The organism is Cognatishimia sp. (assembly GCF_049116455.1).
GTDB lineage: Bacteria > Pseudomonadota > Alphaproteobacteria > Rhodobacterales > Rhodobacteraceae > Cognatishimia.
In genome coordinates this window covers 1234817-1260672 of the sequence record NZ_JAGDYW010000003.1, presented here as the reverse complement: position 1 = coordinate 1260672, position 25856 = coordinate 1234817, and the positions used below count along the sequence as shown (strand labels likewise).

Annotated in this window: 30 protein-coding genes; 13 read left to right on the top strand and 17 right to left on the bottom strand. The window is 53.0% G+C overall.

Annotated elements, in window-relative coordinates; translation table 11 throughout:
• Nucleotides 1-33 precede the first annotated feature (33 nt).
• Nucleotides 34-927: a LysR family transcriptional regulator gene (locus JXQ85_RS11285; RefSeq protein ID WP_421749002.1), complete on the bottom strand. Its 894-nt coding sequence runs from the start codon at nucleotides 925-927 to the stop codon at nucleotides 34-36.
• Nucleotides 928-1051: 124 nt separating this feature from the next.
• Here JXQ85_RS11285 and JXQ85_RS11280 point away from each other — a divergent pair, with 124 nt between their 5' ends.
• Complete coding sequence (locus JXQ85_RS11280; RefSeq protein WP_421749001.1) at nucleotides 1052-1684, top strand: class I SAM-dependent methyltransferase; 633 nt, start codon at nucleotides 1052-1054, stop codon at nucleotides 1682-1684.
• 79 nt (nucleotides 1685-1763) lie between these two features.
• Here JXQ85_RS11280 and JXQ85_RS11275 read toward each other — a convergent pair whose 3' ends face one another.
• Complete coding sequence (locus tag JXQ85_RS11275; protein ID WP_421749000.1) at nucleotides 1764-2468, bottom strand: glutathione S-transferase family protein; 705 nt, start codon at nucleotides 2466-2468, stop codon at nucleotides 1764-1766.
• Between the two features lie 142 nt (nucleotides 2469-2610).
• Here JXQ85_RS11275 and mscL point away from each other — a divergent pair, with 142 nt between their 5' ends.
• Both mscL and JXQ85_RS11265 read left to right on the top strand, forming a co-directional pair.
• Nucleotides 2611-3039, top strand: a complete 429-nt coding sequence (mscL, locus tag JXQ85_RS11270) for a large conductance mechanosensitive channel protein MscL (protein ID WP_421748999.1) — start codon at nucleotides 2611-2613, stop codon at nucleotides 3037-3039.
• Between the two features lie 77 nt (nucleotides 3040-3116).
• Nucleotides 3117-3923 (top strand): mechanosensitive ion channel family protein, encoded by an 807-nt coding sequence (locus JXQ85_RS11265; RefSeq protein WP_421748998.1) that lies wholly within the window; start codon nucleotides 3117-3119, stop codon nucleotides 3921-3923.
• A gap of 45 nt (nucleotides 3924-3968) precedes the next feature.
• On the opposite strand, the gene JXQ85_RS11260 is transcribed toward JXQ85_RS11265, so the two are convergent.
• On the bottom strand, nucleotides 3969-4250 hold the full coding sequence (locus JXQ85_RS11260) for a DUF1330 domain-containing protein (RefSeq protein ID WP_421748997.1): 282 nt from the start codon (nucleotides 4248-4250) through the stop codon (nucleotides 3969-3971).
• 76 nt (nucleotides 4251-4326) lie between these two features.
• On the opposite strand from JXQ85_RS11260, the gene JXQ85_RS11255 reads away from it, so the two are divergent.
• Nucleotides 4327-5223, top strand: a complete 897-nt coding sequence (locus JXQ85_RS11255) for a LysR family transcriptional regulator (protein ID WP_421748996.1) — start codon at nucleotides 4327-4329, stop codon at nucleotides 5221-5223.
• Nucleotides 5224-5248: 25 nt separating this feature from the next.
• Here the strand turns inward: JXQ85_RS11255 and ald are convergent, their stop codons facing one another.
• Nucleotides 5249-6367 (bottom strand): alanine dehydrogenase, encoded by a 1119-nt coding sequence (gene ald, locus JXQ85_RS11250; protein WP_421748995.1) that lies wholly within the window; start codon nucleotides 6365-6367, stop codon nucleotides 5249-5251.
• Between the two features lie 138 nt (nucleotides 6368-6505).
• Between ald and JXQ85_RS11245 the strand changes: the two genes are divergently transcribed.
• Entirely contained in the window at nucleotides 6506-6964 is a 459-nt protein-coding gene (locus tag JXQ85_RS11245) for an Lrp/AsnC family transcriptional regulator (RefSeq protein ID WP_421748994.1), read from the top strand.
• Here JXQ85_RS11245 and yghU read toward each other — a convergent pair whose 3' ends face one another.
• The 3 genes from yghU to rpsU all read right to left on the bottom strand — a co-directional run bounded on the left by yghU (nucleotide 6965) and on the right by rpsU (nucleotide 8809).
• On the bottom strand, nucleotides 6965-7825 hold the full coding sequence (gene yghU / locus JXQ85_RS11240) for a glutathione-dependent disulfide-bond oxidoreductase (RefSeq protein WP_421748993.1): 861 nt from the start codon (nucleotides 7823-7825) through the stop codon (nucleotides 6965-6967).
• An 89-nt stretch (nucleotides 7826-7914) separates the two neighbouring features.
• Nucleotides 7915-8424: a ferritin gene (locus tag JXQ85_RS11235; RefSeq protein ID WP_421748992.1), complete on the bottom strand. Its 510-nt coding sequence runs from the start codon at nucleotides 8422-8424 to the stop codon at nucleotides 7915-7917.
• Between the two features lie 178 nt (nucleotides 8425-8602).
• On the bottom strand, nucleotides 8603-8809 hold the full coding sequence (gene rpsU / locus JXQ85_RS11230; RefSeq protein WP_421748991.1) for a 30S ribosomal protein S21: 207 nt from the start codon (nucleotides 8807-8809) through the stop codon (nucleotides 8603-8605).
• A gap of 114 nt (nucleotides 8810-8923) precedes the next feature.
• On the opposite strand from rpsU, the gene JXQ85_RS11225 reads away from it, so the two are divergent.
• Nucleotides 8924-9595: a COQ9 family protein gene (locus JXQ85_RS11225; RefSeq protein ID WP_421748990.1), complete on the top strand. Its 672-nt coding sequence runs from the start codon at nucleotides 8924-8926 to the stop codon at nucleotides 9593-9595.
• 25 nt (nucleotides 9596-9620) lie between these two features.
• On the top strand, nucleotides 9621-10601 hold the full coding sequence (locus tag JXQ85_RS11220; RefSeq protein WP_421748989.1) for an NAD(P)H-quinone oxidoreductase: 981 nt from the start codon (nucleotides 9621-9623) through the stop codon (nucleotides 10599-10601).
• Here JXQ85_RS11220 and JXQ85_RS11215 read toward each other — a convergent pair.
• The 3 genes from JXQ85_RS11215 to JXQ85_RS11205 all read right to left on the bottom strand — a co-directional run bounded on the left by JXQ85_RS11215 (nucleotide 10598) and on the right by JXQ85_RS11205 (nucleotide 14797).
• Nucleotides 10598-12826 (bottom strand): acylphosphatase, encoded by a 2229-nt coding sequence (locus tag JXQ85_RS11215; protein ID WP_421748988.1) that lies wholly within the window; start codon nucleotides 12824-12826, stop codon nucleotides 10598-10600. The genes JXQ85_RS11220 and JXQ85_RS11215 overlap by 4 nt on opposite strands.
• Nucleotides 12827-12945: 119 nt before the next feature.
• Nucleotides 12946-14247, bottom strand: coding sequence for a PepSY-associated TM helix domain-containing protein (locus JXQ85_RS11210; RefSeq protein WP_421748987.1), 1302 nt, complete (start codon nucleotides 14245-14247; stop codon nucleotides 12946-12948).
• 37 nt (nucleotides 14248-14284) lie between these two features.
• A complete protein-coding gene (locus JXQ85_RS11205) occupies nucleotides 14285-14797 on the bottom strand; it encodes a hypothetical protein (protein ID WP_421748986.1) in 513 nt (170 codons plus the stop codon).
• A gap of 9 nt (nucleotides 14798-14806) precedes the next feature.
• On the opposite strand from JXQ85_RS11205, the gene JXQ85_RS11200 reads away from it, so the two are divergent.
• Complete coding sequence (locus JXQ85_RS11200) at nucleotides 14807-15355, top strand: TetR/AcrR family transcriptional regulator (RefSeq protein ID WP_421748985.1); 549 nt, start codon at nucleotides 14807-14809, stop codon at nucleotides 15353-15355.
• Nucleotides 15352-16230: a sterol desaturase family protein gene (locus JXQ85_RS11195; RefSeq protein ID WP_421748984.1), complete on the top strand. Its 879-nt coding sequence runs from the start codon at nucleotides 15352-15354 to the stop codon at nucleotides 16228-16230. The genes JXQ85_RS11200 and JXQ85_RS11195 overlap by 4 nt, the downstream gene beginning before the upstream one ends.
• 2 nt (nucleotides 16231-16232) lie before the next feature.
• Here JXQ85_RS11195 and JXQ85_RS11190 read toward each other — a convergent pair whose 3' ends face one another.
• Nucleotides 16233-16871, bottom strand: a complete 639-nt coding sequence (locus JXQ85_RS11190; RefSeq protein ID WP_421748983.1) for a ribonuclease T2 family protein — start codon at nucleotides 16869-16871, stop codon at nucleotides 16233-16235.
• Nucleotides 16872-17003: 132 nt separating this feature from the next.
• On the opposite strand from JXQ85_RS11190, the gene JXQ85_RS11185 reads away from it, so the two are divergent.
• Nucleotides 17004-17768 carry a DUF1013 domain-containing protein gene (locus JXQ85_RS11185; protein WP_421748982.1) on the top strand — a complete coding sequence of 255 codons (765 nt, stop codon included), beginning with the start codon at nucleotides 17004-17006 and terminating at the stop codon, nucleotides 17766-17768.
• Nucleotides 17769-17846: 78 nt separating this feature from the next.
• On the top strand, nucleotides 17847-18509 hold the full coding sequence (locus tag JXQ85_RS11180; protein WP_421748981.1) for a helix-turn-helix transcriptional regulator: 663 nt from the start codon (nucleotides 17847-17849) through the stop codon (nucleotides 18507-18509).
• Here JXQ85_RS11180 and JXQ85_RS11175 read toward each other — a convergent pair.
• The 6 genes from JXQ85_RS11175 to JXQ85_RS11150 form a co-directional block, all read right to left on the bottom strand.
• On the bottom strand, nucleotides 18446-18835 hold the full coding sequence (locus tag JXQ85_RS11175) for a VOC family protein (RefSeq protein WP_421748980.1): 390 nt from the start codon (nucleotides 18833-18835) through the stop codon (nucleotides 18446-18448). The two genes, JXQ85_RS11180 and JXQ85_RS11175, sit on opposite strands and share 64 nt — an antisense overlap.
• Nucleotides 18836-18956: 121 nt before the next feature.
• Nucleotides 18957-19628, bottom strand: a complete 672-nt coding sequence (locus JXQ85_RS11170; protein ID WP_421748979.1) for a DUF2306 domain-containing protein — start codon at nucleotides 19626-19628, stop codon at nucleotides 18957-18959.
• Between the two features lie 82 nt (nucleotides 19629-19710).
• Nucleotides 19711-20301, bottom strand: coding sequence for a recombination mediator RecR (recR, locus tag JXQ85_RS11165; protein WP_421748978.1), 591 nt, complete (start codon nucleotides 20299-20301; stop codon nucleotides 19711-19713).
• A gap of 78 nt (nucleotides 20302-20379) precedes the next feature.
• Complete coding sequence (locus JXQ85_RS11160; RefSeq protein WP_421748977.1) at nucleotides 20380-20724, bottom strand: YbaB/EbfC family nucleoid-associated protein; 345 nt, start codon at nucleotides 20722-20724, stop codon at nucleotides 20380-20382.
• A 65-nt stretch (nucleotides 20725-20789) separates the two neighbouring features.
• Nucleotides 20790-21632 carry a PhzF family phenazine biosynthesis protein gene (locus JXQ85_RS11155; RefSeq protein ID WP_421748976.1) on the bottom strand — a complete coding sequence of 281 codons (843 nt, stop codon included), beginning with the start codon at nucleotides 21630-21632 and terminating at the stop codon, nucleotides 20790-20792.
• A 3-nt stretch (nucleotides 21633-21635) separates the two neighbouring features.
• A complete protein-coding gene (locus tag JXQ85_RS11150; RefSeq protein WP_421748975.1) occupies nucleotides 21636-23399 on the bottom strand; it encodes a DNA polymerase III subunit gamma/tau in 1764 nt (587 codons plus the stop codon).
• Between the two features lie 281 nt (nucleotides 23400-23680).
• Here JXQ85_RS11150 and JXQ85_RS11145 point away from each other — a divergent pair, with 281 nt between their 5' ends.
• Nucleotides 23681-25261: an ankyrin repeat domain-containing protein gene (locus JXQ85_RS11145; RefSeq protein ID WP_421748974.1), complete on the top strand. Its 1581-nt coding sequence runs from the start codon at nucleotides 23681-23683 to the stop codon at nucleotides 25259-25261.
• 70 nt (nucleotides 25262-25331) lie between these two features.
• Entirely contained in the window at nucleotides 25332-25856 is a 525-nt protein-coding gene (locus JXQ85_RS11140) for a protein-tyrosine phosphatase family protein (protein ID WP_421748973.1), read from the top strand.

Here is a 25856-nt window from a genome sequence, read left to right as displayed (position 1 = left end):
TTGAATCGATAGCCCTGCGAGAAATCGCGGGGCTTATGCTTTTTGGGATAGGAACTCCGCAAGCATATCGTAAACCAGTCGAATGCGGCGGCTGGTGTGCAATTCACGGTGTGTGACCAGCCATGTTGGGAAGGTGATAGGGTCGGCTTCGGGAACAAGCCGGACCATCTCGGATGCGGCGTCACCGACCGTGGCTCCCATGACAGACACGCCAAAGCCTTCGCGACAAAGCTGCCAAGCGACAAGACCGTTTTTTGATCCAATGCGGATGTTCTTTTCGGTCAGATGAATCCCAAGAGGTTTCATGAAGCCCATCATTTCTTCTTTGTCACCGAACGAAATGAATTGATGATTTTCAAGGTCTTTCAAATCTTTGGGTGCGCCATGTTTTTGCACATAGCTTTTGCTTGCATAGAAATAGGCCTTCGGTTCTGCCACTAGGCGCGCAATCAAATCGGGTTGCTCGGGACGGACGTGTCGAATAGCAATGTCGGCCTCGCGGCGCATAATGTCTTGGATGTCATTCGCCGCAACAATGTCGATTGACAAATCTGGAGCAACTTCGCGTAATTCCTTTAAGACTTCTGGCAGTAAATAGGCCGAAAAAACATCGGCTGCGGTTATGCGGATTTCACCGTCGATGGCTTGGGATTGACCGGTCGCGACGAGTGAAATTTTAGTGGCTGCCAGCCCCATCTCTTTGGTGTGCTCCAGCATTTCAACACCGGCGGTCGTGAGCTCTAGTGTGCGTCCGATCCGCTCAAACAGCATCACACCGAGTTCGGCCTCAAGGGCTGCGACCTGCCGACTAAGTGTTGGTTGGGTCAGGCCAAGGTCGCGTGCAGCGGCGCTGAGCGAGCCTGTTTCGGCGGTCGCAAGGAAGGCGCGGATGTGATTCCAGTCGGGTTGTTTTGTCGAAGCATTCATACGTTAATGTATAAGGAGGCTGCGAATTTCAGCAATTCCTAATGGTTTCTGTATCGGTATTTTATCTCACAAGACAAAAATCATCGGGCCCAAGCGGATAAGGGCGCAGTTAAAGGACAGAGACATGGTGAACGCAGAGGCCTTCTGGGATCGTATCGCGCCGAAATACGCAAAATCGCCGATCAAGAACATGGACAGCTATGAATATACACTCGGTCGTACCTGTAGCTATTTGAAATCCACTGACCGTGTGTTGGAAATAGGCGCGGGCACGGGTTCAACCGCTCTTTTATTGGCTGACAGTGTCGAAGAGATTATCGCGACCGATATTTCTGACAAGATGTTGGACGTTGGCAGGATTAAGGTCAAAGAGCAGGCCGTCGAGAATGTGAAATTTCAAAGAGCGGATTCCGGCACATTGCCAGAAGGCCCTTTTGATGCTGTGCTTGCGCATAATGTCCTGCATTTGGTCGAGGATTTGCCGGGCACTTTGAAGGCATCCTATGACGCCTTGCGCCCCAGCGGGCTTTTGATTTCTAAAACCTTTCTGCGCCCAACCAAGGGGTTACAACCAGTGTATCGGGTGATGAAGCTCATACTGCCGCTGATGCAAATGATCGGGAAGGCACCGTTTGTTGCGATCTATAAGCTTGAGGAGTTTGAGCGTATCATTGAGCGCGCAGGTTTTGAGATCATTGAGACTGCGAATTATCCTGCCAAGGAAGGCCGCCGGTATATCGTCGCGCGCAAACGGTAAGGCGTCTGGCGGCGGGTCTGAGGTAGCGTTTCCTTAAACGCGCACTTTCCCGCCGCATTGCCGTGTTCGTCGGTGGCAATCAGCTGTCGCGTGCAGGGATGGTGCTGCCTTTGATCACTGATGGGCGCGCGTTGAACCTATCGATATAGCCCAAAACGTTAGGCAGTTTTGACAGGCCTACCAGCTCTTCTGCTCCATAAAAATTCAGGGCCTTGATCCAGGGAGCGATTGCAATATCGGCAATTGAGAAGAACGGGCCTGCGATCCAATCTTGCCCTTCAAGCTGGCCTTCGATCACATTCAAAAGCCGTTTGGCTTCGTTGATATATCGTTCGCGTGGGCGTGGGTCCTCGATTTCACTGCCTGCGAATTTTACAAAGAACCCCATCTGACCAAACATTGGGCCGACGCCGCCCATTTGGAACATCAGCCATTGGATCACATTTGCCTTGTCTGCTGCAGTTTCCCCAAGAAGCTTTCCGGTTTTTTCTGCCAGGTATATTAAGATCGCACCGCTTTCAAAAAGCCCAATCGGTTTTCCATCTGGACCATTCGGATCAATGATCGCGGGGATTTTGTTGTTTGGGTTAAGGCTAAGGAATTCGGGGCTCTTAACATCCGCATCCGATAGAGTCACCAAGTGCGGCTCATACGGCAATTCAAGTTCTTCCAGCGCAATCGAAATCTTTACCCCATTCGGAGTTGGGAAGCTGAACAATTGCAGCACGTCTGGATTCTCGACAGGCCATTTTTGCGTGATCGGGAAGTGCGATAGGTCAGTCATTTACGGTTCCTTGGTTGCTTAGGGGGAACATATGTTGGATTTCCCGTCGTTTTAGTCGATTTTCTGTGCATTTATGTGCAGACTAATGTGCATCCGCGCGTGTGATTTGCGGGGGTGTTTAATGTGACAGAGGGGACAGTACATGTTGCAAGAGTTCAGAGATTTCATTGCCAAGGGCAATGTTATGGATATGGCAGTCGGTATCATCATCGGTGCGGCCTTTACGGCGATCGTGAAATCCATGGTGGGCGATCTGATCAATCCGATCATCGGCCTGTTCATGGGCGGTATCGATTTCACCAACAGCTATGCGGTTTTGTCTGGCGATGTACCTGCCGGTGCAACTCTGGAAGCAGCGCGCGAAGCAGGGGCAGCGGTCTTTGCACATGGTGCTTTCATCATGGCCGTGATCAACTTTTTGATCATCGCCTTCGTTGTTTTCATGCTTGTACGCTACGTGAACAAGGTGAAAGAGGCGGCGGAAAAAGAAGAGGAAGTGGTCGAAGAGGTGCCAGCGGGCCCAAGCGAACTGGATGTTTTGCTTGAAATTCGAGACTCATTGAAGAAATAACACAACCAAGCCACCCAAATTGGGCGGACCGGTACGGGCCAGGTTTTCCTGGCCCTTTTTTATGAAAGAGTGATGAGATGAATAGCCTATTTGAATTCGCGCAGGGACATGCGGATTTGGTGACCAGCGCAGGTAAAGCGCTTTTGGTGCTTGTAGTCGGTTGGACCGTGGCCGGGCTTGTGGCTCGAATGATCCGCCGAAAAGTTTTAGCCAGCGAAACAATCGACGACACGATTGGCAGTTTTGTTGCATCAATCGCGCGCTGGGTGATTTTGTTGATCGTTGCGATTGCAATCCTAGGTATGTTCGGGATCGAGGCCACCAGCCTTGTGGCGATAATGGGTGCCGCAACATTGGCCATTGGTATGGCTTTGCAGGGAACGTTGTCAGACCTTGCTGCAGGTTTCATGTTGATTATCTTTCGACCTTACAAGTTGGGCCAGTATGTTGACGTCGCGGGTACGGCGGGCACCGTCAAAGACATCAATCTATTCGTTACGGAATTAGCCACTCCAGATAACGTCCAGATCATTGTGCCGAATGGTCAGGCGTGGGGAGCGGTGATCACCAATTTCTCTCACCACGAGACCCGTCGCTGTGATCTGACCTTTGGAATCGACTACGGCGACGACATCGAAAAAGCCAAAGATATCATAATGAAACTTGCTTTGGCGGATGAGCTTGTCCTGTCAGATCCAGAACCTTGGGTCCGGGTTACAAATTTAGGTGACAGCGCTGTTGACCTGACGGCCAGACTTTGGTGTTCTGCCGAAAATTATTGGGAACTGAAGTTCTCCATGACCCAAAAGGTCAAGGAAGCCTTCGATCAAGATGGTATTTCGATCCCATACCCACATACGGTGGAAATCAAGCGTACAGCTTGATCCACTATGAGGGCGGGCCTTTGAGGGGAGGCCCGCCCGCTTTGCCTACATTAGAATTATCCGAGATTGCCCCGCATCATTGCGCATCTTGTGTACATGGGCGATTTCAGGATCGTTGATCCAGCCAAGCGCGGTCTCGCGGCTTTCAAATTGCAGGATCACCGTCACATTTGGGGCTGCGCCTTCGCCTTCTAAGATTTGTGCACCCCGGGATACGGCCAAAGGGGTCACCCCGTGTTTGGCCATCGCCGGTCCAGCTGCTTCACGATAGGCCGCGAATTTTTCGCCGTCGTTTACGGTGACTGTGACAAGTGCATAAGTGGTCATTTTTAAATCCTTCTTTGATTTGCGACGAATTTAGGTGCAACTTAGGTGATCGAAAACGATCATTGCTGCGCCAGTCATGTGCAATTATTATCGGGATATGCTTGATTGGAATGATCTGAAATTCGTGCTCGAAACAGCGCGGCATGGTGGCACAAGCGGTGCTGCGCGGGCCCTTGGGGTGAACCATGCGACCGTGGCACGACGCATTTCCGCGGCCGAGGACGCCCTTGGCGCTCGTCTTTTTGAAAGGCTGCCCAGCGGTTACAAACCGACTGAGGCGGGTTTGGATGCCGTGCGAACAGCTGAAGCCATGGAAACCATGCAGGCGGACTTGGATCGTCAAATCGGGTCGCGGGACACCGAACTCAAGGGCGAGCTGCGCATCACAGCCTCGCAGCTTTTATTTCAGCGCGTACTCGCTCCGATCTTGAGAGAGTTCGGGGATGCCCATCCCGACATTGACCTCAAACTTGTCGCGACAAACGCCTCACTGAATTTGGCGCAACGAGAGGCTGACGTTGCCTTTCGGTTTTCTAAGAACCCGCCGGAAACTCTGGTTGGGCGCAAGCTATTCGATCAAAGAGGAACGGTGTTTGCCTCACGGCAGCTATTGGCTGCTGACGCTAATGCTGATGCCCCTTTGGACTGGATCAGATTTGCGCATTGGCCCGGTCCGCCGGCAGAGATCAAAGCGGTGCGCGCTTTGCGCCCACGGCTGACAGTAGACGATATGACCGCTGCGGTTGGGGCCGTGCGCGCAGGGATTGGCGCTACGCGGATGGCCTGTTTTCTAGGAGATAGCGATCCGGCATTGGCGCGGGTGCCGGGCATGCCAATGTTTACACAGCAACCGTTGTGGGTGCTTACCCATGCGGATTTAAAAGACGTGCCACGTATTCGGGTATTTTTGGATTTCGCGACACAGCGACTCATGGAACTAAAGCCGCTGTTTGAAGGTCGCTCAAAAGAGTAGGGCGCCTTTCGGCGCCCTCTCTGATTTAGTTTTTCAGTGCCAAAGACGGTGCAATCACGTCCAGTCCGAGCGCTTTGCCAACCGCATAATATGTCAGTTGGCCAGCGTGGACGTTCAGTCCGTTCAGCAGGTGAGGATCGTCCTCACAGGCTTTGCGCCAACCCTTGTCGGCCAGTGACAGCATGAACGGAAGCGTTGCATTGCCCAAAGCTTGTGTTGATGTGCGCGCAACCGCACCCGGCATGTTGGCCACGCAGTAGTGCATGATGCCGTCGACTTCGTAGATTGGATCCGCGTGTGTTGTGGCTTTAGAGGTTTCAAAACAACCACCTTGGTCGATTGCGACATCCACAAGAACCGCACCCGGCTTCATCTCGGAAAGCTGTGCGCGCGAGATCAGCTTAGGCGCTGCTGCACCTGGGATTAGAACCGCGCCGATAACCATATCGGCCTCGCGCACCAGCTCTGCTGTAGCACCAGCGGTGGAATATTGGTTCTTGAAAGTGCCGCCAAAGACGTCATCAAGATACTTAAGGCGTGGCAAAGAGCGATCCAGAACAGTCACATCAGCACCCATGCCTGCGGCGATTTTTGCGGCATGCGTACCAACGACACCGCCACCGATCACAACAACCTTTGCAGGGGCAACACCCGGTACGCCGCCCATCAGGACACCGCGACCACCATTGGCCTTTTGCAAGGTGTAAGCGCCAACCTGCGGCGCCAAACGGCCAGCAACTTCTGACATTGGCGCTAGCAATGGCAGGCCGCCGCGATCGTCTGTCACAGTTTCATAAGCGATCGCTGTGCAGCCGCTTTCAAGCAGGTCATGAGTCTGCTCTGGGTCTGGTGCGAGGTGCAGGTATGTAAACAGCAGCTGGTCTTTGCGCAGCATTTTGCGCTCCACCGCCTGAGGTTCTTTCACCTTCACGATCATGTCCGCTGTGGCAAAGATCTCTTCAGCTGTGTCCAAGATCACTGCGCCAGCTGCGTGATAGTCTTCATCCATAAATCCAGCGCCTAAACCCGCGCCGCGTTGAATCACAACGTCGTGGCCATGGTTCACCGCTTCACGTGCGGCATCCGGCGTCATTCCAACCCGGAATTCCTGTGGTTTAATCTCTGTTGGGCAACCGATTTTCATTTGCTTTTCCCCGTTAAATCGATGTCTCGATAATCAGGGCTTTTGCGTCGCTTTTGCTGCTTTTTTATGCGAAATAAAAACATGCAATTCGAAGAATCTTCGAGTATATGAGCGTAAGTTGCAAAGGAATTCACCGATATGTCATTAGACGACACGGATCGCCGAATACTTAAAGTTCTGCAAAGGCAGGGCCGAATCTCAAATGCGGAGCTTTCTGAGGCGGTGAATCTCTCGCCGTCAGCTTGCCACCGTCGGGTACATCGCTTGGAAAGTGACGGTTATATTCGCGATTATGTGGCCTTGCTAGACGCTCGAAAAATGCGCGTACCCACCACAGTATTTGTCGAGATTACCCTGTCCGGACAGGCAGATGAGGTTCTTGAGGCATTCGAGAAATCTGTGGCTCGCATCCCCGATGTCTTGGAATGCCATTTGATGGCGGGAACGGCTGATTACATTCTGAAGGTTGTCGCGGAAAACACGGAAGATTTCGCGCGTATTCACCGTCAGTATTTGGCGCGGTTGCCTGGCGTGGCTCAGATGCAAAGTTCGTTTGCACTAAGAACGGTATTCAAGACAACCGCACTACCGGTTTAGTTAGCCGCCCAATTTGTCTTGCGTCTTGGTGTCAAAGTCATTGGCATCATGGCGTTCATGCAGTTGAGTTTCTGGTTCGCCAAAAGCACGATTGACCATCCTGCCTCGTTTTACTGCGGGGCGGGCGTCAATGTCTTTGGTCCAGCGTATAAGGTGTGTGTAGCTTTCGGCGTCTAAAAATTCGGCCGCATTATAAAGGCGGTTCAACAGGAGTTGGCCGTACCAAGGCCAGATCGCCATATCGGCAATCGTATATTCGTCTCCTGCGATGAAGTTATTGTCCGCAAGCTGTCGGTCCAACACATCCAGCTGGCGTTTGGTTTCCATGGTGAAACGATCGATCGGGTATTCCCAACGCTCTGGGGCATAGGCGTAGAAATGGCCAAAGCCACCACCCAAGTAAGGCGCGCTGCCCATTTGCCAGAAAAGCCAATTCAGGGTTTCTGTCCTCTTCGCAGGATCGCTTGGCAAAAAGGCCCCAAACTTTTCGGCGAGATACAAAAGGATCGAACCAGATTCAAAAACGCGTTGCCCGGTTTCAGTATCCAGAAGCGCTGGAATTTTAGAGTTTGGGTTCAGGTCAACAAAGCCGCTGCCGAATTGATCGCCTTCAAGGATATTGATCAACCAGGCATCATATTCCGCCCCGGTGTGCCCCGCGGCTAGAAGCTCTTCCAGCATAACCGTGACCTTCACCCCGTTCGGAGTGGCCAAGGAATGCAGTTGCAACGGGTGCTTGCCTACCGGAAGTTCTTTGTCATGGGTTGAACCCGCGATTGGGCGGTTAATGCTAGCGAATTCACCGCCGTTGTTTTGTTCCCAGGCCCAAACCTTTGGTGGCACATAAGACGCGTCTGACATAGCGAAATCCTTTCATCACATTGTTGATGCTCAAGGTAAGGAATTCGCCACTGATTTAAACGGCTATCTGATCACGTTGGTGTTAATCCTTAAACCGGTGTTGGGTCGGTTGGTCGTGCCGCCAGTTCCTTATCCAAAACCTGCAGATTCCACGGGTCGTTTTGCGCGGCGCGGGTTTGGATCAGGAGATTGCGGAAACTGTCTTCTTCTTCGACTTGTTCATCCAAAAACCAGTTCAACAGTGATTGTGCTGCATAGTCTTTGTGATCAGACGCCATGCCAAACAAAGCATGAATTTGTGCGGAGACAGCCTGTTCCATATTCAAGGCCGCCTCGATGGCTTGTGTTGGGCTATCAAAGGTCTGTGTGGGCTGTGCGATGGCGGCAAGTGTCACGTCTGCGTCGCGCTTGGAAATGAAATCATAGAACTTCATTGCATGCTGGGTTTCTTCTTGAGACTGCGCACGGAACCACGTTGCAAAACCAGGTAAGTCAGCAGAGTCAAAATAGGCAGCCATGGCCAGATAGTTATGCGCCGCCGCGAGTTCTGCGTTCACCTGATCATTCAGGGCCTTGGCAAGATCGTTGTTCAGTTTCATCAGGGATATTCCTTGTGATGTATCGGTTTACGCTGGCGGTAGCTTGCGCGGATAAATATAATTTAGAATAATTCTAAATTGGGTCAAGAGTGCAGAGCAAAATGAGACGCGGACAAAAGAAAACCCCCAAGGCGAACCTTGGGGGTTATCTATTCTTGGTGTTCAAAGCTAGAGATGCTTAGAGCATACCCTCGCGCTGAGCTTTCTTGCGTGCCAATTTACGGGCACGACGGATCGCTTCAGCTTTACAGCGCGCTTTTTTCTCGGACGGCTTCTCGAAATGTTGCTTGAGCTTCATTTCACGGAAGACACCTTCACGCTGCAGCTTTTTCTTCAGGGCACGAAGCGCCTGATCGACGTTGTTGTCGCGAACACTAACCTGCATGTGGTTTTCACCACCTTTCTAAGTTGAAGTTGCAATAAAGATTGCAGGAGCCCGCCCTATAGCAAAGGCGATATCTTCTGTCTAGTATGCCCACGAACCGTCAGGAGAAGCTTCATGAGCGATGACCTTAAGCAAAAATTGGTGGATGCCGCCGTGATCCACGTTGCCTTTGATGGCTGGTCAGAAGCGACTTTTGAAGCCGCAATCGTAGATTCCGGCGTTGACCAAGTGGTGGCAAAGGCGATTTGTCCACGTGGAGCCGTTGACCTCGCAGTGGCTTTCCATAAGGCGGGTGATGCGCAGATGGTCACGCAATTGTCTGAAGCAGATCTGGCTGACATGCGGTTCAGAGATCGAATCGCTCATGCTGTAAAACTGCGCCTTCAGCTTTGTGAAGACAAAGAGGTTGTTCGCCGTGGCTCAACTCTTTTTGCCCTGCCGCAATATGCAGGTACTGGCTCCAGTTTGATTTGGGGCACGGTCGATGCGATCTGGATTGCGCTTGGCGATCAGTCTGATGACATCAATTGGTATTCCAAACGTGCTACGCTAAGCGCGGTCTACGGTGCGACCGTGCTCTATTGGTTGGGCGACGACAGTGAAGGACATGAGGCGACATGGGCCTTCCTTGATCGGCGCATCGACAACGTGATGCAATTTGAAAAAGCCAAAGCCGCGTTTAACAAAAGCCCCTTTGGTAAGTTGTTTGCCAAGCCCATAGAGGCAGTGAGCCGTGTCAAAGCCCCGCGCCCGACACCAGATATGCCCGGTCGCTGGACCAGCTGATACTTTTCGAAAACGGAGACCATCCATGAGCGACGTTATGCGCGCCGTTGAGATCACCGAACCCGGTGGTCCCGAGGTTCTGAAACCTTGTGAATATCCGATCCCGACACCCGGTGCCGGCGAAGTGCTGATCAAAGTTGCTTATGCTGGTGTGAACCGGCCAGACGCCTTGCAGCGCGCTGGGCTTTATCGCCCACCTGCCTCCGCCAGTCCGTTGCCAGGGCTTGAGGCTGCTGGCGTTATCGCGGCTGTGGGTCCAAATGTAAATGAGTGGAAAGAGGGCGACGAAGTCTGCGCGCTTTTACCAGGCGGTGGATATGCGGAATATGTGCTTACACCTGCCGCCCATTGCTTGCCTGTGCCAAAAGGCATGGCCTTGCGCGAAGCGGCCTGTTTGCCGGAAACGTTCTTTACAGTCTGGAGCAATGTCTTTGATCGCGGTGACCTAAAAGCTGGTGAACGGTTTTTGGTGCATGGTGGCAGTTCTGGGATTGGGACAACGGCGATCCAATTGGCCAATGCATTTGGGGCCCGCGTGTTCGCGACAGCAGGATCTGATGAAAAATGTGAGGTTTGTCGCCAATTGGGAGCCGAGCAAGCCATCAACTATCGCGAAGATGACTTTGTTGAGGCTATGAAAGTAGAAGGTGGGGCCAATGTGATCCTTGATATGGTCGGCGGCAGCTATCTACCGCGTAATATCAAAGCTCTGGCGACCGAGGGGCGGTTGGTTCAAATCGCCTTTTTGCAAGGTCCAAAGGTAGAGTTGAATTTCGCTCAGATTATGCTGCGCCGCTTGACCATAACCGGGTCTACGTTGCGTCCACAAAGCGATCTGGCCAAAGCGCGCATCGCTGATACTCTGCGCGCAAAAGTTTGGCCGCTTTTGGCAAACGGGCGAGTTGCCCCCGTGATGGATTCAGAATTTCCCTTGGAAGACGCATCCAAAGCGCATGCCTTGATGGAGACCAATGCGCATATCGGTAAGATTGTTCTGAAGGTTTAAGCAGGTGGGGCGGCGTTGAACTTGATTTGATCCGTGCCAGCCCCTATCCGTTCAGCTAGGGCGGCCGCGATATCAACGGACGGCCCCTTTGTTGGGGCCGCAAACTTATCATGCATCAGATCCATCGATATAGCCTGAAGCAACCAAGGGCGTCGCGGAGCTTTTGTTCGACGGAACACCAGTCGCGCGCGATTTAAGCCCGGTAGGGCTTCAAAGACGCGTTGGCAATGTGCCTTTAGCCCCGGAATAAGACGCTCGTAGGTTTGAAACCCGGAACCATGGCTTTGTGCGGCGGCGATCAAACGACCTTCAATTGCGACGGCGTGCAGCATTTGGCTGTTGCCCCAGTGTTCCAGACGCAGAGGGTAGGACGTGGGCGGAATTTTCTGGGCCAAATCCATCGCTGAATCCGTGTCACTCAGAACGATATCAAAGCGCCGGCGCCATTTCGCGGACATGATGATGCGCCCTTGGCTGGGAAGCTCTAATGCACGTAAAGTTCCCGTATCGGGGATTGTTTTCCATGGCAGTAATTGGCACCCCGCGCTTTCTAGCACGTCGCGCAAAGATGCTTCGTTTTTCGGGCGTAATATATGTTCGGAAAATTGCGTAGGTGCTAAAGTATCTAAGGCGGTGATATGGCCCGCGTCATTGTGTAAGATCAGCCCCGGCTGCCACGGTGTGTAATTGGATCCCAAAGCCTGACAAAGCGCCTGACCCAAAGATGTTTCTGCGTCAACAGGTGTGTTGTCTGAGTGAACGTGAGTGTCTGCCAATCGAATGGTAGGAAGTGGTTTCGCGCGCGCAGCCTTTCTTGATTTGGATTCCGTCCGTGCTGAAAGTGTTCTAAGGGCAGCAGCAAAAAAGTTGTGATGCGTTCCATGGGTGGCATGCCGAAAGACCCCGCCAAAGGGGCGGTTGTTGGCCTCGCAGATCACAACGCGGGCTTTGCTGGCAGGCTGGGTGAAGTCTTCAGATAGGATGTCAAATCCCCAGAAACCGTCTTCGCCCAAAAGGCCAATCGCATTTTCACAGATTTCGATGATATCCCGATGGATGATGTCGGTAATATCGATCTGATCAGCGCCATCTGCGGTGTTGGGGCGAAGGCCTAGTTGTACGAATTGGCCTTGAATTGGGACAGCGTCCAAATCCAATTCTTGATCCGTCAGCAAGCTTTTTGTCAGAGCGTTAGTCGGAACGGGATTAGCCAATCCGATCCCAGGCACATTGGCGCGCGCGTGGTTTTTGGAGGTGATCAAATCAAAAATCGTAGAGTGGCCGTCACCGACCACATTGGCTGGGAAGCGTAGATAGGCGGCAACTAAGGTTCTGCCTGTAAACAAGATCCTCAGGTCGACGCCGCAGATATGCTCTTCAAGTTGAACACGTCCGTCTGGATCCGCACCACGTGCGATCTGAAAGGCCTCTCGCAGATCATCTTCGGTCGAGATATGCGTCGTGACCCCCTTTGCCGTCGATCCCCGGCTTGGCTTGGCAACCAATGAATCAACGGATTTTAAATGTGGGAGAGCGTCAGTCGCACTGCTGACCTGCCAGCTTTGCGGCAGATGATCTGCTAATGGCGCGAGAGCCAGTGCCGCGAGTGTTTTGTCATCTGCGATGGTTGTCTGAAGCACCGAAGCGTGGCTTGGCCGTGTGGCTACCAAGCCGAGCCGGCCATTTGGGCCTTCGAGCAGATGCATCCGAGGTCGCGTGCGTCCTAAGCGCCGGATTTGGTAACCGTGTTTCAACGCTTCGGTAAACAGCTGCTGCAACCCCCAGTCTGACGGGATGTTATCAATCTGATTATGGATGGTGCTTTGGGCAGGTAATTTATCTGCAAGGGTCTGGCAAATGGTCAGGAAATTAGGGTCAAACCGATAGAGTGGCGGTTGTTCGGTTGGCTCAGAACCGGCTTGGCCTTTAGATGTCAGACGTTTGAACCCGTCAAAAGTTCGGGTGCGCACGCTGCGCAAATCAACTGTGTCGACTTTCGCGCGTGCCGGTCCCGTATTCAGGTCGGCGACAAAAGCTTCTGACTGTTCCGACGTTGCAGAAAACATAAGCTCGACTTTGGATGCGCCTCGATTGCGGACCCAACCGGTGATCCCAAGTTGTTCAGCCGAACGGCTGACAAAAGCACGAAAGCCTACGCCTTGAACCTTGCCCTGAACCATGGCGTGAAAGCTGAATTGATCTGATATTGTGCCCGTTTTTGCCACTCTGTTTGCCCCTAGGTGTTGCCTCTGAGTGTTTTGCGGCAATCAAATCTGAAACTGTCGAGTAATTCAATAGGAGCAGTGAAATGCGCAGGCCATCCTGTGGCGGCCTGCGCCCTAATTTAAGTTTTAAACCAACCCAAGCGACGGAAGATCAGCCAGTCTAGGATCAATGCGATCATCAAAGATGCTCCGACCAGAGGGAAGAGCATAGACAAGAAGATCACCAAGGCGATCATCGCTGGGCTCAGTGCCGCATAAGGCGCGTTTGGCACGCCCAATTTGCCTATAGGACGGCGTTTCCACCAAGCAACAAATCCTGTCAGGGCCAGCGCAAATGCCAGGATGGCTGCGATGGTGTTTTGGATCAGGTTGAGCCGACCATAAAGTTCTCCTTGGTGGAATGAAATGCCCAGAGAAACAGCCTTTGCGACGGGAGGATTTTCAGCGAAGTTAAACCGCTTCAACACCGCACCAGAGTATTGGTCGATGATCAATTCAGATTGCTCATACCGATTGCGACTTGAGGACCGGATCCAGAAGGCAGCCTTTTCGTTGCGCGGTGGGCGCATTTCATAAGGAGCTACCAGACCTTCGGATTTGGCAATCGCAAAGACGTCTTCGTATCCGATTTGCGTGCCTTCCGAAGTCGTGGAATTCGGTAAGCTGCGGCTGAACCGTAAGGATTGAGATTTCTGACCGGTTTCCTGTTGCACATAAGACAATCCGGCGCCCCAGACATCCGTCCACGGCAGGCCAGTTATTAGGATCGGTACAACAAGCACAGTCGCAAGCAGACCTGTGAACAGGTGGGTTTCACGCCACCAACTACGTCCCTTTTTTGGTGAACCTGCTGGAGGTGAGACGGCTTGCTTTAACGTTCGATTACCCCGCGGCCACCAAAGATAAGCGCCTGTGATGAACATCACGATGGCCCAATGGGCGGAAAGTTCAACGAATTTGGTGCCGAATTTCCCCAACAGAAGCTCACCATGGAGTTTCTTGAGCATCCGCATCGCTGTTTCATCACGCGCAACAGTGCCAAGCACTTCGCCAGAGTATGGATTTACCCAAGCGTATGAACGAATTTTGTGACTGTCATTGAATTCTATGAACGTACTACGGGACGGGTCATCAAAATCGGTGACGCCGCGCAAACGGGTGATCCCGGAGTGATTTGCGAGAGCAGTAATCTGCGCCTTCAATGGAAGTGTATCGCCTGTTGCTTCGACATGCATGCGATCGGCGTACAGCCAGTTTTCAATTTGCGGTTTGTATAGATAGACGCCGCCGGTGATCGCTAGCATCGCCATAAATGGTAATACGTAGAGGGACGCCAAGAAGTGCCACTTCCAGACAAGGCGGTAGAAGGCTCCACCGGTCGTATGCGACGCGGCTGGGGCCGGTGCAGTTGCATCGGTCATTTGAATATTCCTATGTAGATCTGAGAGTTAAGTGAGGTCAGATCGACATAGGGGGCGCGCGAGTTGGCGCATGTATGAGCAAGTGTTGGCTTGAGAGGCGCTGATTTTCCTTGATGGAAAATGCCAGTTGGTAGCTCGCAGCCAGTTCGTGCCAATAAGGTAGCGGCGCCTGATCAAGCTCTGCTATTTCAGAGAGTGTACAGTGGGTCTCGCCGAGCTCCTCTGTTTCCAGAGGTTCTCCGTTTGGACCCAAAGTGACCGAGATATATTCGCTGCCGGTACAGATAATCACCGTATCAATGCCGGGAATAAACTCGACCAGGACTGCAGAAATACGCGGCAATGTCAGTGCAATGATCAAAAAGATCAGCGCCGCATAGCGTTCATAAATCTGCAGGTATGTTCGAAAATAGGTCACTGGCACCGTACGCTTGAATGCCTGCGTTTTGACTTGGATCAGTGTCAGGCACAATCGATAGATTGCCTCAGCTGAATAAAGAATTTCAATTAATGCGTGCCGTGGGGTTGTAATTTGTATCAAATGAGACATCTTTGTCTCATGATTCGAAAAAGAATAAACACTGAAACGGCTATTCAAGAAGCCGCCTTTGAAGTCTTTGGGAAAAACCCAGGCGCGTCCTTGGCTGAGGTCGCAAAACTGGCAGGCGTTGGCCGCGCCACGTTGCATCGGCATTTTGCCGGGCGTGATGAGCTGATCGGTGCCTTGGCACAAGTCGCAATGGATGAGTTGGATGCTGCCGTTGAAGAGGTTGTAAAAGATGCGCAGTCCTATACGGAAGGCCTACGCTTTGCGCTTGAAGCAATCTTGCCACTTGCCTCTCGCCAAATGTTTTTGGCAACCGAAGCAGCGGCACACACTGGCGAGATTGCAGATCGCCTAAAATCTGATTTTGCAGAACTCGTGAAAGACGTGACCAAGGCTCAGGCCGAAGGTGGCCTGCGCCAAGACATCCCCGCCGAGTGGATCGCGCGGGCCTATGAAAACTTAATCTATGCAGGCTGGGAAATGGTGCAAAACGAAGAAGCGACACCCAAACAGGCCGCAGGATTTGCGTGGAGTATGTTGGCTGAAGGAGCGAAGCCATGACAATCGAAGGGTTAGAAAGTCTAGGAACTCAGATAGACGAGGTGTTCTTTCTGATCGGGATTGCTATCCTGTTGATCGAGATTGCCGAAGCGCTGTTTAAAGGCGAGCACAAGGGCCGCACCTTTGCCGAGATGCTCGTCAGTGCGTCAACGCAAATCCCCTATCTGGTGGTCGAGATTTTCATCATGACCGGGGCCTACGGTGTTTTCTATATTCTGTCTGAAAATCTGGTCAGCTGGTCTATTCCCATGACGTGGTGGGGTCTAGCGCTGGCGGTTCTGGCGGCAGACATCACCTATTACTGGGAGCATCGTGTGGCCCACGAAGTACGCATTTTGTGGACCCAGCATGCGGTGCATCATTCCTCGCGCGATTATAATATCATCACGGGTATCCGGTTTGGGCCGCTTGAAGGTCTATGGTCTTTGGTCGCCCATATTCCACTGGTCTTCCTTGGGTTTTCGCCGGAGATGATCTTCTTCGGCATCATTGTGGTGCTGGCATACCAAACGTGGATCCACACAGAACTGATTGGGACGCTCGGCCCACTGGAATGGGTGCTGAACACACCATCTCACCACCGCGTCCATCACGGGTCGGATCGCAAGTATCTTGATAAGAATTATGGTGGCATCACGATCATCTGGGATCGTGTTTTCGGAACTTTTCAAGTCGAAGAGGAAACCCCGCGTTACGGTCTTGCCCGTGACTTTGACACTCGCAATCCTGTGGCTGTGTGGTTTTCTGAATGGCCTGGTGTGTTTGCTGACATTCGCAAAGCGCGGACGACACGCGAGGCCTGGCAATATTTGGTGAACCGCCCTGGATGGCAGCCGAAAGATCTGCGTCGATCATCTAAGACGCCGGCTGAGTAAGGTTAACGCACCGGATCAAAGAGCGCGTCCGTGAGGGTGCAATCTTTGATCACATCGCGGCCACAAGGCACGGGGTCGAGGCTTTTAGATAGGCAAATCCGGGCTTCCTGAATGTAGCCATATTTGCAGGTCACTGTGAGGCCCTCGGGCGAAAGTCCGGGGTTTTCTTTAAGAAAGACCTCTTCGATCAGATGCGCTGGTAGGCGGACGGATTTGTCGAGCTTGCGTAAAACTTGAGGGCGTTCAATAGCTTCGTAGGCCTCTCTGGAAAGCTCAAAATAACCACGCGCTGACAGCCCAGAACAAGTTCCGTGCTTTTTCCATTGGTGCCAAGCAAGACCTGAGGTGCCCATGATGTCTGACATCTCGTTTGTCATGCTGCGCGAGGGCGCGCGTTCGGTGGTGCGGCAATAACTTGGCCAGCCCCGATGGAACTGCGGCCAAAGCCCGTGCAAAATCCAGCCGTGATCTTCGCGGGGGTGGCATTGCGGTGAGTTTTTGCTGTCGCCTTCAATGGCACACCAATTCGGAGACCAGCTTAGAGCAAGCACGTAATAGTCAAACTCGCCTGCCTTTTCGCCTTCAGCAGAGGCCGATGTTGCGAGGCACAACGCCAGAAGGGCAGAAACCAGATACCGCATTCACTCTTTCCTTTTTTACTCAGGCGCACTATATCGGCTGCAAGTTCCCCGACAACGGAAACCTGCATCCCCTTAAAGGATGCCGTCAGATGCAAGTCTGGCGAGGGGATAACTGTATTCTAGGAGGCCGATATGGCGAAACCGATTATGGCAAAAGCCACCGCTGTGTGGCTGGTTGATAATACCACAATCAGCTTCAAGCAGATTGCGGACTTCGTGGGTATGCACGAGCTGGAAATCCAAGGCATCGCAGATGGTGACGTAGCAACTGGTGTGAAAGGCTTTGACCCAATTGCCAACAATCAGCTGACACAAGAAGAAATCGATGCGGCCGAAGGCAGCCCGATGCATAAGTTGAAACTGAAATTCAACGCATCCGCAGTGGGTGAAGAAAAACGCCGTGGCCCGCGCTACACGCCACTGTCCAAACGTCAGGACCGTCCAAATTCGATCCTATGGCTGGTAAAGTTCCACCCAGAGCTGGCAGATGCACAGATCGCGAAACTGGTTGGCACAACCAAGCCGACCATTCAGTCGATCCGCGAGCGCACACACTGGAATATTTCCAACATGCAGCCAATTGATCCGGTTGCACTGGGCCTATGTAAGCAAACCGAGCTTGACGCAGCTGTTCAGAAAGCAGCAGCGAAGCAAGCGGCTGAAGGCAATATTATGAGCGACGACGAACGTCGCAAACTCGTGTCCACTGAGCAATCGTTGGAAATGGAAGCAGAGCCACGTATGCCATCCGCGATCGAGGGTCTTGAAACCTTCACGCTGGGTGCTGGCGAAGACACCGCTGGTCTGGAAGATCCACGTGAAGACGACAAAGACTTCTCTGATGCTGACAGCTTCTTTGACCTGCCAGGCGACAGCGACGAGGGTGAGCAGCCTTAAGCTTGTTTCACATCTGATTTCTGCAAAAGCCCGCACCAATTGGTTGCGGGCTTTTGTTTTGCCGGTCAACATGGGGTCATGTCAGCCGTGCTTCAAAAATGGACCCACATTGCGCAAGACAGTGCCTTTGCATTGGTTCTGCCAGATGGGTGCCGCGATATCATTCGCATCGAGTATTTAGACGGCCGTCACGATTGGCATGTCTCGTCTTTGCAATCCATGCCTGAGCATGTTGCGCTTTCTCCAGGGGCGAAGCTGACGGGATATCGGCTGCGGCCGGGGACACGGATCGCACCTGAATTTGTTACGGCTTTAGAGCACGATTTATCCATTACCAACGAGGATGTTGTGCATGCTGTTGACGCACCGGCGCGTTCCGTTGACGCCATCCATTGCCTTGCGTCAGCGAGCTCGATTGAAAAGGCAGCAGCGCTTATCGGCGTTTCGGTGCGCAGCCTGCATCGAATTTTGGTCAAGGAAACCGGAAAGTCGCCGGTGTTTTGGTTGCGCCTCGCGCGGGCGCGCCGCGCGGCACAAGAACGAGACATGCCACTGGCGGATGCCGCAGTGGAGCACGGGTTTTCGGATCAAGCCCATATGGCGCGTGAATTCCGCCATTGGTTTGGTGTCACACCGCGCGCCTTGCGCGCGGATGTTGCTATTCAAGAACAGCTGGCTCAGCCCGCATTGGCAACGGGTGAGCAGATTTCAATCAAGAACCCGTTGATGTCTGACACATAAGAGGTGGTTTGCCCCCAAGGTTCCTGACGAGCCTCTTGGACCAACGTCGCCCCAGCGCTTACCGCGGTCGCCAACGCTTCTTCGACATTTTCAGTTTCGAATGCGATTTCGTTTGTGGGGTGTTTTGGGTCAGGTTTAGATGGCGATTTACCTAAGTTTTTCATCAGTTTGAGCGAAGAAAACGCAAGCTTGGTGTCACCGGTCATCAGCTCTCCGTAATCACCGCCTTCATGCGTAAAGCCGATCTCGATGCCGAAGGCGGCATTGTAGAATTCCAAGGTTTTTTTGACATTGTCGACGTAAAGAATGTTGTAGCGCAGTTTCATTTGGGCCTCTTGTTTGGTGTTGCCTCAATATATCTCAACCAAACGACCGAAATCTTGAATATTTTGGCCATTTTCCGAGATTGCGCCTCGCGACTCGGTTCTAAATCGGCGGGAGAATTTCCTAGGACGTGTATGAACGCCTCACAGCAAGACGGGCACGTGGGAGCTTGCCACTGATTATCCATTCAGCAATGATCACGCCGATGATCCAGCCGAGCCATATCATGGCATCCGCCAATTGTGGATCAAACGATCCATTCACAACAATGACGATTGCAATCAGGTAACTTTGAATACCGCTGCTTGCTGACAGGGCATACCCCCGGATCATCCAGGCGCGATGTGCTGGGATATTCTTGGCAACGGCAGACCAGACACCAAGCAGGATAAAGATGGTAATGGCGCTTCCAAATATCACCCGTCCAATATCAATCCAGATGTTTGATAGGCTGTGCGGCGCATAGAAGAAGACCATCAGCACGCCCGATATCGCAAACACAAGCGCACTTAAAGCTGCTGCATAGCCTAGGCGTTTATGCAGGGCGCGATGTCGGGTCCTCAGGCCGGGAGAAAGTTGCAGAGCACCGAGCACGAGAAACAGGCTCCCGAACGCGACATGCAGAGCAATCGGGGAGGGGGCGTGAAAGAACCTCAGGATGTCAGGATCTGAAACGGATGCAGGATCAGTGAACGCCAAATCGCCCAACCGATAGAGGCTTGCTGCGACGGGTAGGATCGTAAGTAGAATGAGTAAAATCGGCAGGCGCCAGTTGGTTTTGCGAAGAGGTGTCATTGGGTGTCTCCTTTGGCATAGACATCCCACAATCTCGCTTATACGAAAATTGCCGAAAAAAGCATTCGGCTTATGCAAAAATTTAGACTGGTTTGCGTGCTTTCAGGGCAGCGGTGATGGTGCCTTCGTCCAAATAATCGAGTTCGCCACCGATGGGCACGCCCTGTGCCAGCGACGATAAAGTCACACTGTGCTCTAATTGATCAGCAATATAGTGTGCAGTGGTTTGACCATCCACGGTGGCATTCAACGCAAGTATGACCTCGCTAATGCTTTCCGTTGTCACCCGGTCGACCAAACGTGGGATCGACAAATCTTCTGGGCCAACTCCATCTAAGGCAGACAGTGTTCCCCCAAGAACGTGATAACGCCCCTTGAAGACATTGGCGCGCTCCATCGCCCAGAGGTCGGCTACATCTTCGACCACACAAAGCTCGCCGGTGGCGCGATTTTCATCTGCACAGATGTCACAGATATCCGTTGTGCCAACGTTACCGCAGTTCAAACATTCGCGCGCCGTTTCGGCGACACGGGCCATTGAATCCGCCAGAGGCGTTAAGAGCAATCCGCGTTTTCGGATAAGATGCAGCACCGCCCGTCGGGCAGAGCGGGGACCGAGGCCCGGAAGCCGGGCCATCAGGTCAATCAAGTTTTCAAGATCGCTGCTGCTCATTCTTAAGGCCCATTTAGATGCACCGGTTTCGCCGGTTTGGGTATTTATACAAAGAAGAAGCGAAAGCGTCTTTAGAAATTAGAAAGGCAGTTTGAAATCCGCTGGCAGGCCGAGACCTTCGGTGATTTTCGCCATTTCGGATTGGGATTTTTCCGCCGCTTTGGCCTGCGCATCTTTGATCGCTGCCAAGATCAGATCTTCGGCGACTTCTTTTTCAGATGGCACGAAAATCGATGGGTCAATGTCCAGCGCTTTTAGATCGCCTTTGGCTGTTGCCGTGGCTTTCACCAGACCTGCGCCACTTTCGCCAGTGACGGTCATATTGTGCAGGCTATCTTGCAGGGTCTGCATTTTTTGCTGCATGTCCTGCGCTTGTTTCATCATCTTGGCCATATCGCCAAGCTGGCCCAGTCCTTTGAGCATGGGGAACTCCTGAAAAGTCGATTTAGTCTTACCTAAGGGCTGTGCGCGATGGGCACAAGGCGGGTTCAGATATCAACAGTGCCTTCGATGAGAATGTTCACCGCGCCGCCAATCCAGTGTTTATCCGGATCGTTGACATCAGGTTTTAAACTCACTCGCCCGATCCTGCCAATGTTGGTGCCTTGTGCAATCAGGACTTCATCCGTCAGACGCCCTTGATGGGCGAGCCATTTGGCGATGGCTGAATTAAGAGAACCGGTGATTGGATCTTCGCTCATGCCAGAGGACGGTGCGATATTGCGCACCTCATAGTCGCATTCTGAACCGGCGGGATGGACACCGATCAGGGTGGTGCCCGCGTGTTGAGGCCATTGTGTTGTGGCTGAATCGACGGCCAATACATCTGTGGCAGTGGCAAGTTCGAAGAGGAACCATTCAGGTCCGTTGTTCAGATGAACTGCCGATTTAATTTTTGACGCGTCTAGTGCCATCGCCGATTGGCGCAAATCGCGGGGCTCAGCTGGCATTTCTGCGATGCTCGTGTCAGGAGCGACAAAGGCAGGATTAGCACCTGAAACGTCAATATCGACCAGCCCAATCGCGCATTCTTGGCAGACCAGGCCTTCGGTTTTTGCCGTACCCCCAGCATGCAACCAAGACATGCAACTGCCTAGGGTTGGGTGGCCGGCAAAGAGCATCTCGCGTCCGGGCGTGAAAATGCGCACGCGGTAGTCTGCTTCAGGTGTGGTTGGGGGCAAAAGGAATGTTGTTTCCGCGAGGTTGGTCCAGGCCGCGAAGCTAAGCATCTCTTCGGTTGAAAGCCCTTCACCATCCAGCACGACAGCCAGTCCGTTGCCTTTCCCTGGAATTTCGGAAAAGACGTCACATTGGATAAAACGGCGCTTCAAGGTCTAGTCTTCCTCAAATGGGTCCCACTCGTCTTCGACTTCTGGGAGAGCTTCGGCCAGCGCTTCGTTGGCGATGTCCTGCTGTGATTTAATTTCAGTGATTTTGGCGCGGGGAAATGCATTAAAAATGGCCTGAACAAGCGGGTGGGCCTGTGCTTCCTCACGCAAGGCAGCCGCAGCGGCATCTTCGACTTCGAACATAGACGGCTGCCCGCCTTCGTTTACCAAAATCACAGCCCAACGTTGATGAGTCCAACGCTGCAGGGAGCTGCCCAGTTTTTGCGCCAAATCTTGAGGCGCGTTAGGGGCAGGGACAAATTCGATCCGTCCCGGTTGGTAAGATGCGAGCCTTACGTATTTTTTAACGTTGTTCAGCAATAGACCGTCGCGACGGTCTTTGATCAGCTCGATGACGTGATCAAAAGTGGCGTATTGCGCCAGGGCGTTTTCAGCTTGAGGGGCAAGGGCGGTCACAGTGCCGCCGGGACCGCCCGCCATTTGGGTATTGGCGTAGGCTTGTGTTGTACCACCTTGTTGAGGCGCAGGGGCTCCGCCGCCGCCTCCACCGTTAGGCGGTGTCGGAGGCACAGGTGTATTTTGCAGCTTCCGTACTAGCTCTTCTGGGCTCGGCAGATCGGCCACATGCGTCAAACGAATGATCGCCATTTCTGCGGCCATCATGGCGTTTGGCGCGGCTGAAACTTCTTCGATGGCTTTCAATAGCATTTGCCACATGCGCGTCATAACTCGCATGGGCAGGTTTTCTGCCATGGCCTGGCCACGTGCGCGTTCATCAGGGCTGATGGTTGGATCGTCAGCGGCTTCGGGTGTGATTTTCACAACCGAGACCCAATGGGTGATTTCAGCGAGGTCTCGCAGAACGGCCATTGGATCAGCGCCATCTGCATATTGCGCTGAAAGCTCGTTAAGAGCCCCACCCGCGTCACCCTTCAGGATCATGTCATAGAGATCAAGCACCCTGCCGCGATCTGCGAGGCCAAGCATTGCACGGACCTGATCTGCAGTGGTTTCACCGGCACCATGCGAGATGGCTTGGTCAAGCAACGAGGTTGCGTCCCGGGCTGAACCTTCGGCCGCGCGGGTGATCAAGGCCAGCGCATCATCTGCGATTTCGGCGTTTTCGGCGCTGGCGATTTTGCGCATCAACGCAATCATCACTTCAGGCTCGATCCGGCGCAAATCAAAGCGTTGGCACCGAGATAGTACAGTCACGGGAACTTTGCGGATTTCTGTTGTCGCAAAGATAAATTTGACGTGGGCGGGTGGCTCTTCAAGTGTTTTCAGCAACGCGTTAAAGGCGCTGGTTGAGAGCATGTGCACTTCGTCGATGATGTAAATTTTGTAGCGCGCAGATGCGGCACGGTAGTGAACCGAGTCGATGATCTCTCGGATATCGCCAACACCCGTGCGGGAGGCCGCGTCCATTTCCATGACATCGACATGGCGACCTTCCATGATCGCTGTGCAATTTTCACAGACACCGCATGGATCGGTTGTTGGGCCGCCGTCACCTTCAGGACCGATGCAATTCATCCCTTTGGCAATAATACGCGCCGTGGTGGTTTTGCCGGTGCCACGGATGCCCGTCATGACAAAGGCTTGGGCAATACGGTCCGCGTCAAAGGCGTTTTTGAGCGTACGCACCATGGCGTCTTGGCCAACAAGGTCGGCAAAGGTTTCAGGGCGATATTTGCGGGCCAAAACCTGATAGCCAGTGTTGTCGCCTGTGTTTTCAGTATCGCTCATATTCTGCCTTCTGAATCGGGTCTAACGCAGGTTAAGGCCAGAGGCGCGGCGCGTCCACCGGATTGGCAAGATGAAGCGTCGCTTCTCGCGCCGCATTGCGGGCCACAGCCTTCATCACATTCGACGTTGAAGCCAAAGAAGATGCAGGTTAGTTTGATTTTGGCCGCTCGGGACGGCCACCAGGTTCGCGGAAAGCCAGACGCATCCCTTTATTTTCTACGAAACCGATATACTCGGCTTTCCGGCCCGTTGAGCGAACCATGGGCGCTAGAGGAAAACCGATGTCACAATCTCAGACGTCACTACAATTGGATAGATTCCGCCGCGCCGCAAAACGATTGGCGCAGGATCACGCATTGCGCTTGCCTTCGGCCCTCACGCGGCTGCAGGTACATCCGCCGCGATCCGGGCTGAAGGACCTTCGTCATGCCGACTATTTGCATGTGATCGCGCAGGAAAACAATTTTGCCAGTTGGCCAGCGCTCAAGCTTGCGGCTGAAACAATAGGGCTCGACCGTGCAGCCCTACAGCAGCGCTTGAAAATCGCATTGGCCCATGGGCAGAATAGCGTTGTTGACCACTTGCTAAATGAGCATCCCGATTTACCTGACGGATTGTTGGGTGCTCAGATTGCTCTTTACAACATCACAGCTGTAAAGGCCGCGCTTTGGTCCGATCCCAAAGCGGCTACACGGCAGCTCGGTCCGCGCACGCCTATGGCGCATCTTTGCTTTTCTAAATGGCATCAACGCCATCCAGAGTTGATGGATGATATGATTGCCATTGCTGAGTTGCTGGTTGCTCATGGTGCTGATGTTAATGATTCTACACCCGCCGTTCCGAATAATGACCATCGTCTTTCTGTGCTTTACGGTGCGCTTTGCCATGCCGATAACATGCGGCTCGCAAAATGGCTTTTGGAGCAGGGTGCTGACCCCAATGATGGCGAAAGTCTTTATCACGCAACTGAGCTTGGGCATCATGACGGGCTAGATATGCTTTTGGCGTATGGTGCGGATCCGTGCGGCACCAATGCTTTATTGCGCGCAATGGATTTTGATGATCATGACGCCGTTCGCAAATTGGTCGCTGCGGGTGGCGACGTGAATGAATTTGTCTCTGATGAGATCGGGGGCGAGATGCCTTGGGTTTTACCCGCACTACATCAGGCGGCACGGCGCATGTGTAGCGCTGAAATGATCGATGTCTTGATGGAAGCAGGCGCTGATCCATCGCTGACCTATGATGGTACAACTGCATATGCCTATGCGCGCATCTTTGGAAATTCCGTACTTGCGAACGCGATCGAAAAGCACCGAAGTGCTGAAAGCGGAAGCAGAGGGGATCTGCCAACACTAACACCCGAAGAGTCCCTGTTAGCCTTGGCGGCAGAGGGAGCGGACACGTCAGGCCGGTACATAGACCCAGACCGTTTGCCGGCGACCTATCGGGACATGCTTTGCACCATTCTTGCGCTTCCAGGGACGCTTCCTCACGTGAAACGGCTTGTATCGCTTGGATTGGAATATGACCGACCGGATCGGCAGGGGTTAACTCCTGTTCAGCTGGCGGGATGGGAGGGACTGCCTGAGGTCCTTTCCTATTTCATGGATTTAAAACCGGACCTCGGACACATTAACGGCTATGGCGGGACATTGTTGTCGACGATTATTCACGGATCAGAGAACAATCCAAATCGCGATCAGCGCGATTATTTAGCCTGTCTGAAAGTGGTTCTTACCGAAGGTGTCGCGATTCCGCGCGGCGCGATTGATATGGCAGGGGATGAAAGAGTTTCCGCATTCCTATCGGACTGGGCTCAGGCCTATCCGGGACAAGTTGTGGATGACAAGATTGTCTAAAAAGGTCTTGGATTAAGCCTGATCTATGCAAAGATACCGCCTGGTGGCCATTGGCCGCTGGGAGGTTTTGATGGCGAATATTGCATTTTACGCATTATCGGTTGGGGGCGGAGTACTTGGGATTTCGCAATTGCCCGGCCTAGGCGGTGACTATGCCGGCGATTTAGAAGACATTCGCGCTTGGCGTCCGTCGATTGTCATCACATTGACGACTGGCGGTGAACTTGTTGACCATGGTGCGACCACGCTGGGCGCTGATTTGCGGGCGCGGGCATCACGTTGGGAACATTTGCCGATCCCAGATTTTGGCACACCTGATCAAAGTTTCGAAGAGGAGTGGCCGGGGGTTGCCGAGAAAGCACTATCCGCGTTGCGTGGCGGTGGCCGAGTCTTGGTGCATTGCAAAGGCGGATGTGGGCGATCAGGTATGATTGCGCTGAGGCTTATGATTGAAGCGGGCGAAAGTGCGGATGATGCACTGGGTCACTTGCGCGCTGTCCGCCCCTGTGCGGTGGAAACAGACGAACAATTTGAATGGGCCCGAAAAGGCCGCCGCAGAAAACTGCCGCGGCCTGGTGGTTTGCATTGCAGCTAA